Below are 15278 nucleotides of genomic sequence, written 5' to 3' on the forward strand. Positions count from 1 at the left end.
TTCCCCTCAGTGCTTTCTGTCCGTCGCCTGACGGCTCATCACTTGATGCCGGTGACCTTGAGGACGGTCAGCTGCTGGCGGTGTCCCTGCCGCTTGTGGTAGCCGGTCTTGTTCTTGAACTTGTGGATGCGGATCTTCGGGCCCTTGGTGTGCTCGAGGATCTCACCCGTGACCGCGACCTTCTCCAGCGACTTCGCGTCGGAGGTCACCTTCGACCCGTCGACGACGAGGGCCACGGGCAACGAGACGCTGGCGCCGGGCTCGGAGTCGAGCTTCTCGACCTTCACCACATCGCCGACGGCAACCTTGTACTGCTTACCGCCCGTCTTGACGATTGCGTACGTGACCTTCTCGGCTGCCATCGTCTTACTACTCCTACGTCGTTCACTGGGCGCGCGCGATTTGCCGCTGCGCTGGTCTGGGTTTGCGACTGCCGCCGACTCGCATGGTCCAGCCTGGCGACAACTGCTCAAGGCTACTTGAGCCGCCGCATGAGGGTCAAATCACCGCAGGTCACGGCTCGTCGGCCCCGGGCCACCAGATCAGCGCTCGTTGGTTGGCGGGCCCGCAGGCCGGGCGGCCGCGCGACGCCGGTGCCGCCCTCGCGAGACAGCCGCAGATGCGGCCCCCCTGGTGTCGTAGTCGCCGGAGTCCTCGTCCTCGTCCGAATCCTCGTCGTCGGTGTCCTCGTCGTCGTCCTCATCAGAGTCGTCGTCGGAGTCGTCGGCGCCGATGACCTCGATGTCGTCGTCGATATCGTCTTCGTCGTCATCGGAGTCCAGGTCGATCTCGTCCTCGTCCTCGTCGGAATCGTCGTCGGACTCGTCGTCCTCGTCGTCCTCATCGGAGTCGGTCTCGTCGAAGTCCTCGTCCTCGAGGTCCTCGATATCGTCCTCGCCCGACTCGATCACCGCGGTGCGGATGGCTTCGGAATCGGTCTCGGCGACCTCCTCGGGCTTCTGATCGCGGCGCTCATCGTCGGTGGTGTCTTCGTCGGCGGCATCGTCGTCTGCGTCATGGCGACCGTTGGCCGCCGCCATCGCCTTGAACATCGGGTGCTCGCCCGCGGGATGCGGCGGGACCTTGGCCACGGCGACGTCGTCGGACTTGGCGCCGCGTTTTCCGCGCTTGCCGCGCCGACCGCCGGTGTCGGACTTGCGTCCGCTGCTCGACGTCGAGTCGACCGGGTCGCCGTGCAGCACGATTCCGCGCCCGCTGCAGTGTGTGCACGGGGTCGAGAACGCCTCCACCAGACCGGTGCCGAGCCGCTTGCGCGTCAACTGGACCAGGCCCAGCGACGTCACCTCGGAGACCTGATGGCGGGTCCGGTCCCGGGCCAGCGCCTCGGTCAGCCGCCGCAGCACCAGGTCGCGGTTGTTCTCGAGCACCATGTCGATGAAGTCGATCACCACGATGCCGCCGATGTCGCGCAGCCTCAGCTGGCGCACGATCTCTTCGGCCGCTTCGAGGTTGTTGCGGGTGACGGTCTGCTCGAGGTTGCCGCCCGACCCGGTGAACTTGCCGGTGTTGACGTCGATGACGGTCATGGCCTCGGTGCGGTCGATGACGAGCGTGCCGCCCGAGGGCAGCCACACCTTGCGGTCCATCGCCTTGGTCAGTTGCTCGTCGATGCGGTGCACCGCGAACACGTCGGGGCCGTCGGGGGAAGCGGGCTCGTATTTCGTCAGCCGCGGAAGAAGTTCGGGCGCAACCGAATTCACATAGTCGTTGATGGTTTTCCACGCATCGTCGCCGGAGACCGTCAGGCCCGTGAAGTCTTCGTTGAACAGGTCGCGGATCACCTTGACCAGCACATCGGGCTCTTCGTAGAGCGCGACGGCCGCACCGGCCTTCTTGGCGGTGATGTCGGCGGCCTTGGCCTCGATCTCGGACCAGCGCTTGGCGAGGCGTTCGACGTCGGTGCGGATGTCCTCTTCTTTGACGCCCTCGGACGCGGTGCGGATGATCACCCCGGCGTCGGGCGGCACCACCTCACGCAGGATCTCCTTGAGACGCTGGCGTTCCGTGTCGGGCAGTTTGCGGCTGATGCCGGTCGACGAGGCGCCGGGCACGTAGACCAGGTACCGACCCGCCAACGACACCTGCGTCGTCAACCGGGCGCCCTTGTGGCCGACGGGGTCCTTGCTGACCTGGACGACGACGTAGTCGCCCGGCTTGAGCGCCTGTTCGATCTTGCGGGCCGCGCCGCCGAGTCCGGCGGCTTCCCAGTTGACCTCTCCGGCGTAGAGGACACCGTTGCGCCCGCGGCCGATGTCGACGAAGGCCGCCTCCATCGAGGGCAGCACGTTCTGCACGATGCCGAGGTAGATGTTGCCGACCAGGGAGGCCGACGCCGCCGAGGTCACGAAGTGCTCGACGACGACGCCGTCCTCGAGCACGGCGATCTGCGTGTAGCGGGCGCCCTCGTGCGGAGGTTCGGTGCGGACCTTGTCGCGCACGACCATCATCCGTTCGACGGCCTCGCGCCTGGCCAGGAATTCGGCCTCGCTCAAGATGGGCGGACGGCGCCTGCCTGCGTCGCGGCCGTCGCGCCTGCGTTGCCGTTTGGCCTCCAGCCGGGTCGATCCGCTGATGCCCTGGATCTCGCCGTCGCCGCTGCCGGACTTGTCGTTTCTGGTCGACTTCCGCGGCTCGCGCTCGTGCACGACGGTGTTGGGCGGATCGTCGGGCGAGGTCGCTTCGCTGTCGTCCGCCGATCCCGATTTGCGACGACGGCGGCGGCGGCGACGGCGGGTGGCGCCATCGGTGCCGGTGTTCTCGTCGTCGCCGTTGTCCTCGTCGGAGTCGTCCGAGTCGTCGCCGTCGGAGTCCGACCCCTGAGAACCGCCCTGATCGGCGTCCCCGTCGCCGTCGGCGTCGTCGCCGTTCTGCTCACCGCGACCGCGGCCCCGTCCGCGCCGACCGCGGCGGCGACGGCGACCGGAGGGCCGCTCGGACTGGTCGTCCTCGCTGTCCTGGCCGTCGTCATCGTCGTCGTCGGTGTCGTCGTCATCGTCGTCGGCGTCGGCGTCGTATTCGAAGCGGACGGGCTGCGGCGCGACAAACAGCGGCATGTATTCAGCGCGCTGCGGCGCCTCTTCGGCGGGGGTCTCCAGAATCGTCCGGGACTCCGGCTCGTCTCCGTTGGTCGGTTCGGAGGCATCCGCCGGTTCGGGCGTCTGCGGCGCGTCGGCAGCGTCAGCGAGCGCTTCGCGCACGCGTTGAGCCTCGTCCTCCCCGAGGGGGGATTCGGCGGTGCGAGGGCGGCCGTCCAGCGCGGTCAGCGCCTCGAGAACCCGCTCGCTAGTGGTGCCCAGCACCTGGGCCAGCGAATCGACTCTCAACGACTCCGGCTGAGAGTCCTGTGCTTCTCGCGTGTCTTCAGATAGGTCTTCGGTGGGGGCATCTTCGGCCACGTAGTCTCCTTAAGCCCCCGGGCGCGTCGTGTTTGACGCGGCCACGCGAGGGCTTCCGCTATGGACCCGGGTGACTTCGCCCGAGCTTGTTGTGGTCTCGCTCCGAGCGGCCCACTGGGGGACCATCCCGGTGCCGGTCTGAATGATGGCTGGACGGTCGGCGCCGCATCACGCGTGGCGATGGTCGCGCACGTCTAAGTCTTCATTCGGGTGTCCGGTCCCCGTTGGCGGCCGGTCACCCGAGTCGAGTATCCCACATCACGACGCCCCGCCTGACCAGGCTGGGCGAGACAGGTCGCGAAACCCCTACTTGCCGGTGAACCAGAGATCGATCTCGCGCGCGGCGGACTCCGGGGAATCCGAGCCGTGAACGAGGTTGTCCTGGGTGATCAGGGCCAGGTCACCGCGGATGGTGCCAGGTGCCGCCTTCTCCACGGGGTCGGTTCCGCCTGCGATCTGGCGGAACGCCGCGATGGCGCGTGGACCCTCGACGACCGCCGCCACGACCGGGCCCGATGTGATGAACGCGAGCAGCGAATCGAAGAACGGCTTGCCCTCGTGCTCGGCGTAATGCCTGCGGGCCAGCTCGTCGCTGACGGTCACCAGCTTCAGCTCGGCGATCGCCAGCCCTTTGCGTTCGATCCGGGAAAGAATGTCACCGACAAGACGCCGCTTGACGCCGTCGGGCTTGACCAACACGAGGGTCCGTTCAATCGGCTCAGTCACGGCCGACAGAATAGCCGCCGAAATCGACTACTCCGGCGGACGCTGCTGACCAGGCAGAAGTCCCCTCTTCTGTCGGCGAAGGACCTCGGCGCGCAGATAGGCGATCATCAGCCATACCACCAGGAAGATCACCCCGACGAAGGCGATCGCCCCGTCGAGGACCACACCCGCGATCAGCACGACCTGAAGGCCCACATTCACCCAGATGGCCCACGGCTTGCCCTGCACACCGGCCAGCAGTACCAGGATCACCGCCATCCCGATGAGGAAGCCGCCGGTGGCCGCGGTGAGCCCACCGCCGATGTTGGCCACCACCGGCAGCGCCAGCAGCACGACGATGGCTTCCAGGATCAGCGTGCCCGCCATCACCCCGCGGAAGCTCTTCCAGGGATCCGGCTGCTGCGGCGCCGGTTCGGTCATTGCGGATCCTTTCCGAACAGCGTGCGTGCCGCTCCCGCGGTGACGACCGACCCGGTGATCACGATCCCCGCGCCACCCAGCAGTTCACCCTCGATCGCCGACTCCTCGACGATCGCGGTGGCGATCTCGATCGCGTCGGGCAGCGTCGCGGCGGTGACCACCCGCTCGGGACCGAACCTCTGCTCGGCCACCAGCGCCAATGCCTCCACGTCGAGCGCGCGCGGTGATCCGTTGTGCGTGACGACGACCTGGTCGAACACCGGTTCCAGGGCGGTCAGGATGCCGTCGACATCCTTGTCGCCCATCACCGACACGACGCCGACCAGAAAGCGGAAGTCGAACTCCTCCTGCAGTGCCTGCGCCAACGCCGCGGCCCCGGCCGGATTGTGCGCGGCATCGATGAAAACCGTTGGCGCGCTGCGCATCCTCTCCAGGCGGCCGGGGCTTGTCACCGCGGCGAAACCCGCCCGCACCGCGTCGATGTCCAGCTGGCGCTGTGCCCCGGCGCCGAAGAACGCCTCGACGGCCGCAAGCGCGAGCGCGGCGTTGTGCGCCTGGTGTTCTCCGTGCAGCGGCAGGAAGATTTCGGAGTACAGGCCGCCGAGGCCCTGCAGTTCGAGCAGCTGCCCGCCGACGGCGACCTGCCTGCCGAGCACCGCGAACTCCGAGTCCTCGCGCGCGACCGCCGCGTCGGCGCGCACCGTCTGGGCCAGCAGCGCTTCCATCGCCTCGGGTGCCTGCCTGCCGATGATCGCGACCGTACTGAGATCTGTTCCCGAGGGCACTATCTCTTCTTCCTGTTTGCCGATGATCCCGGCCTTCTCGGCGGCGATCTCGGCGAGGGTGTCGCCCAGGTACTCGGCGTGGTCGACACCGATCGGAGTGATCACCGTGACGGGCGCGTTCACGACGTTGGTGGCGTCCCAGCGACCGCCGAGGCCGACCTCGACGACGGCGACGTCGATCGGCGCATCGGCGAAGGCGGCGAACGCCATCGCGGTCACCACCTCGAACTTGCTCATGGCGGGGCCAGCCTCTCCCAGGACGCCGGCCTCGGACTGCTGATCGACCAGGTGCACGAACGGCTCGATCTCGCGGTAGGTGTCGACGTAGGCCGCGGGGCTGATCGGCTTGCCGTCGATCGAGATGCGTTCGACCGCCGATTGCAGGTGCGGGCTGGTGGTGCGTCCGGTGCGACGATGCAGCGCCGTCAGCAGCGCATCGACCATCCGCGCGACCGACGTCTTGCCGTTGGTGCCCGCGATGTGGATCGACGGGTAACCGCGCTGCGGTGAGCCGAGCAGTTCGAGCAGCGCCGAGATGCGCGTCGTGCTGGGTTCGAGTTTCGTTTCGGGCCAACGCTGGTCGAGCAGGTGCTCGACTTGCAGGAGCGCCGCGATCTCGTCCGGTGAAGGCTCGGGATCCGGAGGCCCCAGCGGCTCCACGTCCGGCTCTGGCCGGTCGTCCGGCTCCGGGTCGGTCATCGCAGCGCGGCCAACCTCGCGGCGATGCGGTCGACTTCCTCCTGGGCGATCTGTTGGCGTCCGCGGATCTTGTCGACGACTTCTGCGGGAGCCTTCGCCAGGAACGCCTCGTTCCCGAGTTTGCCTGTGGTACTGGCCAGTTCCTTCTGCGCCGCGGCGAGATCCTTTTCCAGCCGGCGCCGCTCGGCGGCCACGTCCACGGTGCCCGAGGTGTCGACCTCGACGGTCACGGTGCCGCGCGACAGCCGCACCTCGATGGCCGCGGTCGGGGCGAAGCCGTCACCGTCGGTGGTCAGCCAGGCCAACGAACGCACGGCGGGCACCTGCGCCTGCAGGTCCGCGCCGGCGATGTCCGACAACCGCGCAGGAACCTTCTGCCGGTCGTTGAGTCCCTGATCGCTGCGGAAGCGACGCACCTCGGTGATCAGCTTCTGCATGTCCGCGACCCGTTGCGCGGCAACCGGATCGGATTCGAAACCCGATGGCGTCGGCCAGTCGGCGATCACCAGCGACTCGCCACCGGTCAGTGTCTTCCACAACACCTCGGTGACGAACGGCATCACCGGATGCAGCAGCTTCAGCAGCGTGTCCAGCACCGCGGCGAGCACGGCCGTGGTGTGCGTAATGTCCTCGGCGAGCTGCACCTTGGCCAGTTCGACGTACCAGTCGCAGAACTCGTCCCAGGCGAAGTGGTAGAGCGATTCGCACGCGCGGTTGAACTCGTAGGCATCGAAAGCCGAATCCACCTCCGCGCGAACCTGTTCCATCCGGCCCAGGATCCACCGGTCGGCGTCGGTCAGCTCGGCGGCGTCCGGCAGTGCAGCCGGTGCCGCACCGTTCATCAACGCGAACCGGGTGGCGTTGAACAGCTTGGTGGCGAAGTTGCGTGACGCTCGGGCGTGGTCCTCGCCGATGGACAGGTCACCGCCCGGGCTCGCCCCGCGGGCCAGCGTGAATCGCAGCGCATCGGCCCCGAAGATCTCCACCCAGTCCAGCGGGTCGATCCCGTTACCGCGCGACTTGCTCATCTTGCGGCCGTGCTCGTCGCGAATCAGCCCGTGCAGGAAGACGTTCTGGAACGGCACCTGGGGTCCGCGCTGACCGTCGAGGGTGATCGCCGGGTCGTCGGCGACGAAGGTGCCGAACATCATCATCCGCGCCACCCAGAAGAACAGGATGTCATAGCCGGTGACCAGCACGGTCGTTGGATAGAACTTGGCGAGGTCGGGGGTGTGGTCCGGCCAGCCCATGGTGGAGAACGGCCACAGCGCCGAACTGAACCAGGTGTCGAGCACGTCGGGGTCCTGCTCCCACCCCTCGGGCGGCGTCTCGTCGGGCCCGACGCAGACGGTCTGGCCGTCGGGGCCGTGCCAGATCGGGATGCGGTGGCCCCACCACAGCTGGCGCGAGATGCACCAGTCGTGCATGTTGTCCACCCACGCGAACCACCTGGGCTCGAGGCTGGGAGGGTGAATCACGGTGTCGCCGTTGCGAACTGCGTCACCGGCGGCCTTGGCCAGCGCCTCGACCTTGACCCACCATTGCAGCGACAGCCGCGGCTCGATCGGCTCGCCGCTGCGTTCGGAGTGGCCGACGCTGTGCATGTACGGCCGCTTCTCCGCGACGATGCGGCCTTGCGAGGCCAGTGCCTCGCGCACCTTGACCCGCGCCTCGAAGCGGTCCTGGCCGTCGAATTCCGTTCCGGTTCCGACGATTCGGCCCTGGGTGTCCATGATGGACGGCATCGGGAGCTGGTGGCGCAGACCGATCTCGAAGTCATTGGGGTCATGGGCGGGAGTCACCTTCACGGCGCCCGTGCCGAATTCGGGGTCGACGTGCTCGTCGGCGACGATCACGATGTCGCGGTCGATGAACGGGTGCGGCAGCGACGTTCCGACCAGGTCGCGGTATCGCTCGTCGTCGGGGTGCACCGCGATCGCCGTGTCGCCCAGCATCGTCTCGACGCGGGTGGTGGCGACGACGATGTGCGGTTCGTCGTCGTTGAGCGAGCCGTACCGGAACGACACCAGCTCACCCTCGATGTCTTCGTATTTGACCTCGAGGTCGGAGATGGCGGTCTCGAGCACCGGCGACCAGTTGACCAGTCGCTCGGCCTGGTAGATCAGGCCCGCGTCGAAGAGTCGCTTGAAGATCGTGCGCACCGCGCGCGACAGGCCCTCGTCCATGGTGAACCGGTCGCGGCTCCAGTCGACGCCGTCGCCGAGGCGGCGCATCTGCGCGCCGATCGTGCCGCCGGATTCCCGCTTCCAGTCCCAGACCTTGTCGACGAACAGGTCGCGGCCGAAATCCTCTTTGGTCTTGCCGTCGACCGCGAGTTGCTTCTCGACGACCGACTGGGTGGCGATGCCGGCGTGATCCATGCCCGGTAGCCACAACACCTCGTAGCCCTGCATCCGCTTGCGGCGGGTCAGCGCATCCATCAGCGTGTGGTCCAGCGCATGGCCCATGTGCAGGTTGCCGGTGACATTCGGCGGGGGCAGCACGATCGAATAAGCGGGGTTGCTGCTGGTCGCGTCGGCGGTGAAGTAGCCGGCCGTGACCCAGCCCTCGTAGAGGTCACTCTCCACTGCGGCCGGGTCCCAGGACTTGGGCAGGGCTTCGGCAGAGGATCGGGGGCTGGCGGTCACCCCGCAATTCTAGGAATGCAGTGCGCGGTGTCGCTAACTGCCCCGAACGGAGCGGCTTTTCGCTCCTGATGCGATGTGACGTGCGCTACCTGTGCAGGCGCGTCGTCTCCAGCGTCACCCCGGCGGCGGGTAGTCGGGTGAGCAATGCGTCGCCCATCGCCGCGGCGGGGGTGAGCACGCCGCGAAGGTCGGAGAGCTTGTCCCGATCCAGCGCCAGCGCGAGCCCACACTCCCCCAGCAGCACCGCCGTCGCCTTGTAGCCCGGATCGCCCTTCTGCGACATGACGGCCCGATACCGGGTGCCCGTGGTGGTCGTCGCGTACGTTTCGACGGTGTAGTGGCCGCTCTCGCGGACCTTCTCGCTGGGACCGGTGCCGGGTTTGGGCAGCACTCGGTCGACCAGCTTGCTGGGCACGCGGTCGAAGTAGCGGCTGCCCAGCGCCATCGTCGCGACGTTGCCGGCGGCGGCCAGCGCCGATGCCACCGGCGCGAGCACCGACTTGCCCATGCTCATCTGTTCGCCGTACTCCAGGCGCCGACCATAGGCGTAGTCGAGTAATGCGTTGCTGCGCCGCACGATACGGGTGTTCACCGCGGCCATCACGAAAGGCGCAACCCAATACCCGTCGAGTTCCGGTGCGATCTCCGCGCCCCGCCGCCACCGCAGATCGGGTTGGCCGCCCAGTTCGGGTTCGGCGGCGCGGTCGGGGGTGAGCGTGTACGGGTCGTTCATCACCCGTCGCGCCTCTTCGTCCGACGACGCCGCCCGCATGACCTCGATCATCGACGCGGCCGTGCCGCCGGAGACCCCGCCCTTGAAGGACCGCACCACCAGGTTGGTGTCGGTGAGTTCGCCCGCACCGTCCTGCTGCGCGCGCCGGTACAACGCGAACACCGTGAGATCCGATGGGACGGAATCGAATCCGCACGAGTGCACGATGCGCGCACCGGTGTCGGCGGCCTGCTTGTGGTACTGGTCGATGCTCTCGCGGATGAACAACGACTCACCGGTCAGGTCCGCATAGTCGGTGCCGGCGGCCGCGCACGCCGCGACCAACGGCAGACCGTACTTCGCGTAGGGCCCCACCGTGGTTACCACCACGCGCGTTTGTGCGGCCATCGCGTTCAGGGTCGACGGCTGCGACGCGTCCGCGGTGATCAGCGCCCAGGAGGCGGCCTTGCCACCCAGGGAGTCTCGGACCGCGATCAGCTTGTCGTGCGATCGACCTGCGAGCGCGATCCGGGCGTCCGGCGCCGTCCTGGCCAGGTATTCGGCGGTGAGTTTCCCGACGAACCCGGTTGCTCCGTACAAGACGATGTCGAATTCCCGCTCCGGTGCGCTCATGGTCGCGACGCTACCCGAGCGTCTCGGGCACCTCGATGTCCTCACCGAGCACGTGCCGGGCCAAGAACCCGATGACCACCTGGTACCAGATCTTGGCGTGTTGCGGTGTGAGCACCCAGTGGTTCTCCGACGGGAAGTACAGGAACCGGTGCGGGCTGTCACCGTCGGCGTCGGCGGGCAGCGCGGAGTGGGTCAGCAACTCGTACCAGAGCCGCAGTGCCTGGCCGATCGGCACCCGGTAGTCCTTGTCGCCGTGGATGACCAGCATGGGCGTGCGAATGTCGCCCACGTGGTGGTGCGGCGAGTTGGCCTGCGCCATTTCGCGCGTCATCTCGCGCAGCCAGTAGTACGAGGAGTCGGTGGTGGCGCCGAACTGGTCGAGCGCCCAGAGGCTGGCGTGGGTGACGATCGCGTCGAACCTGTCGGTCTGCCCGGCGACCCAGTTGGCCATGTAACCGCCGAACGATCCACCCATCGCCGCGGTGCGAGACCCGTCGATGCGCGGATGCGCGCACGCGGCGTCGGTGATGGCCATCAGATCCTCGAACGGGGCACCGCCCCATGCGCCCCAACCACGTGCGATGAAGTCCTGCCCGTAACCGGTGGACATCCCGGGATCGGGCAGCAGCACCGCATACCCCCGAGCCGCCAGTAACCACGGATTCCACCGCCACGACCACACGTTCCAGCTGGCCAGCGGGCCGCCGTGGATCCACAGCAGCAGCGGCGCCTCGCCGTCTCCCGCCGGGAGCGCCAGCCACGAACGCACCCGCGTGCCGTCGGCGGAGGTCGTCTCGAGTTCGGTCAGCGTTCCCGGCAGCGGCGACAACCTCACACACGGGAGTTCGGTGATCGCGCCGTCGGGGTCGATGCGCACGGGGTGGGGTGGCGCGGCGTAGGAACTGCGCAACGCGAACAGCACACCGCCCGCAGCGGCCACCACGTCGGAGTAGCAGTAATCGTCGAAGGTCAGCTGGGTCACCGCGCCGTCGGCGAGGTCGACACGAAAAACCGGTGCCCTGCCGTCCTGATCGGCGGTGACGATCACCGCCGAGCCGTCCCGCAGCCATGTCACCGATGCCGGCCACCGGTCCCAATCGTCGGTGAGCACGGTTGCGGTCCCACCAAACCGGATGCAGCCCAACGTGATTCGCGGTGGGGTGTCGGGGGTCGAGAACGTCTCGCGAAGGTAGACGACAGTCGCACCGTCGGGAGAGATGGACGGACTCCACACGTCGGCGGCGGGCTCCTCCACCACCACCGTGCGTTCGCCGCCGTCGAGGTCGATGCGCATCAACACCGAATGCCGAGACGCGCCGGGGGCGGGCCGCTGCCACGTGGTGACCAGGAAGCGCCCGTCGGAACTGACGTCGAAGTCGGAGTCGCGCAAGGCAGCGCCCGGCGCGGCGGTCAGGTCGCGGACATCCTCACCGCGGGCGGAATCGTCGGTCAACGCGACGCCGAGCAGGTGCGGCTCGCCCGGCCCGAGATCGGAGTCCCAGTGGCGGATCGGATAACCGGTGTGCAGGATCGCGGTGATCTTGTTGTCCTTGCGCAGGGACCGGAGCCGACGGTCGTCGTCGATGGTCCGAGCCGACGGCATCAGCGGTGAGCGCACCACAACGACGTCCTCCTCGCGGGCGGGGCGCACCGCCTCGACGCCGCCGGGAAGCGCCAACACCTGCGCCGCCTCACCGCCGGTCGACGGGAGCCGCCACAGCGCGGCGGGCGGCTCGTCGTCATCGGGGGTCGGGCGGACGGCGATGAACAGCAGATCGCCGTTGGCCGCGAACGCGGGCGCCGACTCCCCCTTGGTCCCTCGCGTCAGTCGGCGTGCGGGTTGGGCACCGGCGGGGTCGATCTCCCAGACCGCGCTGACGTATTCGGTTCTCTTGTCGTTGAGTTGCGCGACGGTGGTCACCAACCGTGTTCCGTCCGGCGACAACGCCATCCCAGAGACTCGGGGCAACGCGACGTACTCGTCGAGGTCGTGGAAAGGGGCGTGAGACGAGGTGGACGGGGCGTCGGGGGCCGTCGCGGTCATGCCCCGTTCGTAGCACAAGCCCGACGACCGGCTAAGCGCCGAAACATAGGTTTGATTTTCAAACTTACAAGCGGCATGATGGTGCACATGTCACCGATCGCCACCGTGTCGTTGGCCGAGTTGCCGGGCCGGCCATGTCCCATCGCTGCCGCGCTCGAGCTCGTCGGCGAGCGGTGGGCACTGTTGGTCATACGCGAAATCGCCCTGGGCGCAACGCGCTTCGACGGAATAGTTCGCGGTACGGGCGCGCCGCGCGACCGCATCGCGGCCAGGCTGAAGGTGCTGGAGAAAGTCGGTGTCGTCGACCGGTTGCGCTACCAGGACGCCCCGCCGCGCCACGAATACCGGCTGACCGATTCGGGCCGGGCGCTGTTGCCCGTTCTCGACGCTCTGCTGGTGTGGGGACAGACGTACGCCGTCTCTGTGTCTGACCCAGACCGGCCGCACCGGTACCCGCCGCTCAGCCACCTGAGCCGACTGAAGGAAACGCGATGACTCTCGAACTGGAGACCACACCCGGCCGCGAGGACTGGGGTCCGCAGCGTTCACGCACGGTGACCTGGCACTCGCCTGGTCCCAGTACGGCCAAGGGCCTGACCATGGCGGGCATCGACTACCTGCGCGCGATCGCCGAGGGCCGGCTTCCGCCCGCGCCGATCGGAGGGTTGATGCAGTTCGGGATCGCGGAGGTCGAGCCGGGCCGCATCGGATTCACCTGCGTGCCGGACGAATCCGCGTACAACCCGATCGGCGCGATTCACGGTGGGTTGCTCTGCACCCTGCTCGATTCGGTCACCGGCTGTGCCGTGCACAGCACCCTGCCGGTGGGCAAGGGCTACACATCGGTGGAGATCAAGGTGAACTACCTCAAGGCGGTGCGACTGGACAGCGGCGCACTCGTCGCGACGGGAACCGTAGTCAAGTCCGGCTCCCGGATCAGCTTCGCCGAAGGTGTAGTGACTGACGGCTCGGGCGCGGTCGTGGCCACCGCGAGCAGCACGTTGCTGATCTTCGACCTGTAACGCGACGCGCTCGGCGCGCTACGTTCGACAGATGCCGAAGCGGATCGTAGTTGTCGGGGCAGGCATCGCCGGACTGGCGAGCGCCGTCGCGCTGCAACAGCGCGGACACGACGTCAGGCTCGTCGAGGAGCGCGCCGACACGTCGTCCGGCGCCGGAATCAGCATCTGGCCCAACGCATTGGCCGCACTCGACGACATCGGCCTCGGCGACCCGGTGCGCCAGGCCGGCGGCCGGGTCACCGCAGGCGCGGCCCGTTGGCGTGACGGCAGCTGGCTGCGGCGACCCGAACGGCAACGCCTCATCAAGGCCCTCGGCGAACCTCTCGTGGTCATCCGCCGCTCGACGTTGACGTCGATCCTGGCCGGTGCGCTCGCCGACGGCACCCTGAAAGCCGGAGTGGCGGCCGAGGCGCTGGCGATGACCGCCGACGGCGTGAGAATCAGGCTGGCCGACTCCGCGGTGCTGGAGGCCGAGGCCGTCGTAGGCGCCGACGGCACCCATTCGATGGTCGCCCGTCATCTCAACGGACCGCTGCACAACCAATACGTCGGCTACACCGCATGGCGCGGAGTGGCTGCGTGCACGATCGATCCTGAGCTCGCGGGCGAGACGCTCGGACCCGCGGTCGAGTTCGGCCACGTGCCGCTCGGAGAGGACCACACCTACTGGTTCGCCACCGAACGTGTACCCGAAGGGACGACGGCACCGCAGGGTGAACTGCCCTACCTCCAGGAACGGTTCGCGTCGTGGGCCGCGCCCATCCCCGAGATCCTGGCCGCCACCAACCCCGAGGCCGTCCTGCGCAACGACCTCTATGACCGCGACGAGGCCCGCCAGTGGTCGCGGGGTTCGGTCGTGACGGTCGGTGACGCCGCGCATCCGATGCGCCCGCACCTCGGACAGGGCGGTTGTCAGGGACTGGAGGACGCCGCGATCCTCGCGAGGTTCCTCGATGGCGACGACGATGTCGCCACCGCCTTCGCGCGGTTCGTGAAGTTCCGCCGCCCGCGGGTTCGCTCGCTGGTCCGCGAATCGCGGTTCATCGGGCGCGTCATGAATCTGCCGCCGGCGATCAGTGCGCTCGTGAGCCGTGCGACGGTGCTGGGACCCGAAGCCCTGGTGGCCCGCCACCTGGCCGATGTGGCGTCGCGGTCGGCGTTCAAGCTGCCGACCGACCGCGACCTGTTCGCAGTGTGACCGTGCGGCTGGGCCCGCTGGTCGTCGACGCGGCCGACCCGCCGGTGATGACTGCCTTCTGGGCCGCGGTCCTCGGCGCCGAGGCCCAGCGCAGGCTGTTGATCTTCCGACCGCAGAACTGCCCGAAGACGGTGAAGAACCGCGTCCACGCGGACCTCTACGTGCGCGATGTCGCGTCGCTCCTCGACCTCGGCGCCCGCGTCCTCGCCGAGCACACCGGGTGGACGATGCTGGCGGACATCGAGGGCAACGAATTCTGCGCGTTCCCGCAGGACCCGGGAGGAGGCCCGCCTGCCCGCGTCTTCGCCGTCTGCACGGACAGCGACCGGCCCGAAGAGCTCGCCGCCTGGTGGGCGCCCCGGGTGGGAGCCGAACTGCGGGACGGTCCCGACGGGACGCCGCGGTGGCTCTACGGGTCGGCCGGTTGGGAGAACCTCATCTGGAAGTTCGTCCGCGTCGACGACGACCGTGTCGTTCCCAACCGCTGGCAGTGGAGCGTCGACTCGGCTTCCGGGGCGCTGAGCGACCCGCAGGGCAACCAGTTCAGCGTGCTCCGGCGATCGTCCCGATCGGGTTGAGCAGCGCGGTGCACATCTGACGCGGGTTGACGAAGCCGAACAGGCCGCTGGACGGCATCGAAGCGCAACCGGTCGCCGAGGCAGGCATCGTCCGTGCGGTCGGAGCGGACGGACCCGACGGCGTGGTCCATACGGCGGGCGTCGCGCCGCGAGGTCCGCACTTCGGCCACGCCTTCAGGCCCTGGGTGCGCAGGACATTCTCGGCAACGCGGATCTGCTCGGCGCGCGACGCGGTCGCCGGGTTGCCGACACCGCCGTTGGCGGCCCAGGTGGCCTGCTTGAACTGCAGACCCCCGTAGTGGCCGTTACCCGTGTTGATCGCCCAGTTGCCACCGGACTCGCATTCGGCGATGGCGTCCCAGTTCACCGAATCGGCGTTGGCTGTGGCCAACGACGA

12 protein-coding genes and 1 pseudogene are annotated in these 15278 nt (G+C 68.4%); 4 read left to right on the forward strand and 9 right to left on the reverse strand.

Annotation, left to right across the window (positions count from 1 at the left end; all coding sequences use genetic code 11):
• Positions 1-38 precede the first annotated feature (38 nt).
• The 8 genes from rplU to A5759_RS20570 all read right to left on the reverse strand — a co-directional run bounded on the left by rplU (position 39) and on the right by A5759_RS20570 (position 12083).
• Positions 39-362, reverse strand: coding sequence for a 50S ribosomal protein L21 (rplU, locus tag A5759_RS20535; RefSeq protein ID WP_066841644.1), 324 nt, complete (start codon positions 360-362; stop codon positions 39-41).
• 180 nt (positions 363-542) lie between these two features.
• Entirely contained in the window at positions 543-3416 is a 2874-nt protein-coding gene (locus tag A5759_RS20540) for an Rne/Rng family ribonuclease (protein ID WP_068200844.1), read from the reverse strand.
• Between the two features lie 306 nt (positions 3417-3722).
• The gene (gene ndk / locus A5759_RS20545) at positions 3723-4130 is read right to left on the reverse strand and encodes a nucleoside-diphosphate kinase (RefSeq protein WP_068201233.1); all 408 of its coding nucleotides are present in this window, start codon (positions 4128-4130) and stop codon (positions 3723-3725) included.
• Positions 4131-4169: 39 nt separating this feature from the next.
• Positions 4170-4562, reverse strand: a complete 393-nt coding sequence (locus tag A5759_RS20550) for a DUF4233 domain-containing protein (RefSeq protein WP_066841642.1) — start codon at positions 4560-4562, stop codon at positions 4170-4172.
• Positions 4559-6046, reverse strand: a complete 1488-nt coding sequence (locus A5759_RS20555) for a folylpolyglutamate synthase/dihydrofolate synthase family protein (protein ID WP_082962219.1) — start codon at positions 6044-6046, stop codon at positions 4559-4561. Before A5759_RS20555 ends, A5759_RS20550 begins: the two co-directional genes overlap by 4 nt.
• Entirely contained in the window at positions 6043-8694 is a 2652-nt protein-coding gene (locus A5759_RS20560) for a valine--tRNA ligase (RefSeq protein WP_068200845.1), read from the reverse strand. Before A5759_RS20560 ends, A5759_RS20555 begins: the two co-directional genes overlap by 4 nt.
• 85 nt (positions 8695-8779) lie before the next feature.
• Positions 8780-10039, reverse strand: a complete 1260-nt coding sequence (locus A5759_RS20565; protein WP_064396853.1) for a trans-acting enoyl reductase family protein — start codon at positions 10037-10039, stop codon at positions 8780-8782.
• Positions 10040-10049: 10 nt separating this feature from the next.
• Entirely contained in the window at positions 10050-12083 is a 2034-nt protein-coding gene (locus A5759_RS20570; protein ID WP_068200847.1) for a S9 family peptidase, read from the reverse strand.
• Positions 12084-12170: 87 nt separating this feature from the next.
• On the opposite strand from A5759_RS20570, the gene A5759_RS20575 reads away from it, so the two are divergent.
• Genes A5759_RS20575 through A5759_RS20590 form a run of 4 tightly spaced genes read left to right on the forward strand, consistent with a single transcriptional unit; the run spans position 12171 to position 14881 of the window.
• Positions 12171-12578: a helix-turn-helix domain-containing protein gene (locus tag A5759_RS20575; protein ID WP_082962239.1), complete on the forward strand. Its 408-nt coding sequence runs from the start codon at positions 12171-12173 to the stop codon at positions 12576-12578.
• Positions 12575-13105 (forward strand): PaaI family thioesterase, encoded by a 531-nt coding sequence (locus A5759_RS20580; protein ID WP_068200850.1) that lies wholly within the window; start codon positions 12575-12577, stop codon positions 13103-13105. The genes A5759_RS20575 and A5759_RS20580 overlap by 4 nt, the downstream gene beginning before the upstream one ends.
• A 31-nt stretch (positions 13106-13136) precedes the next feature.
• Positions 13137-14303 (forward strand): FAD-dependent oxidoreductase, encoded by a 1167-nt coding sequence (locus A5759_RS20585; protein ID WP_068200853.1) that lies wholly within the window; start codon positions 13137-13139, stop codon positions 14301-14303.
• On the forward strand, positions 14300-14881 hold the full coding sequence (locus tag A5759_RS20590) for a VOC family protein (RefSeq protein ID WP_068200855.1): 582 nt from the start codon (positions 14300-14302) through the stop codon (positions 14879-14881). The genes A5759_RS20585 and A5759_RS20590 overlap by 4 nt, the downstream gene beginning before the upstream one ends.
• A gap of 145 nt (positions 14882-15026) precedes the next feature.
• Here A5759_RS20590 and A5759_RS26395 read toward each other — a convergent pair.
• A pseudogene (locus A5759_RS26395) lies at positions 15027-15257 on the reverse strand (transglycosylase family protein); the annotation flags it as partial.
• Between the last annotated feature and the right edge of the window lie 21 nt (positions 15258-15278).

Origin of the sequence: Mycobacterium sp. 852014-52144_SCH5372336 (assembly GCF_001665615.1) — a bacterium.
Classification (GTDB): Bacteria; Actinomycetota; Actinomycetes; order Mycobacteriales; family Mycobacteriaceae; genus Mycobacterium; species Mycobacterium neumannii_A.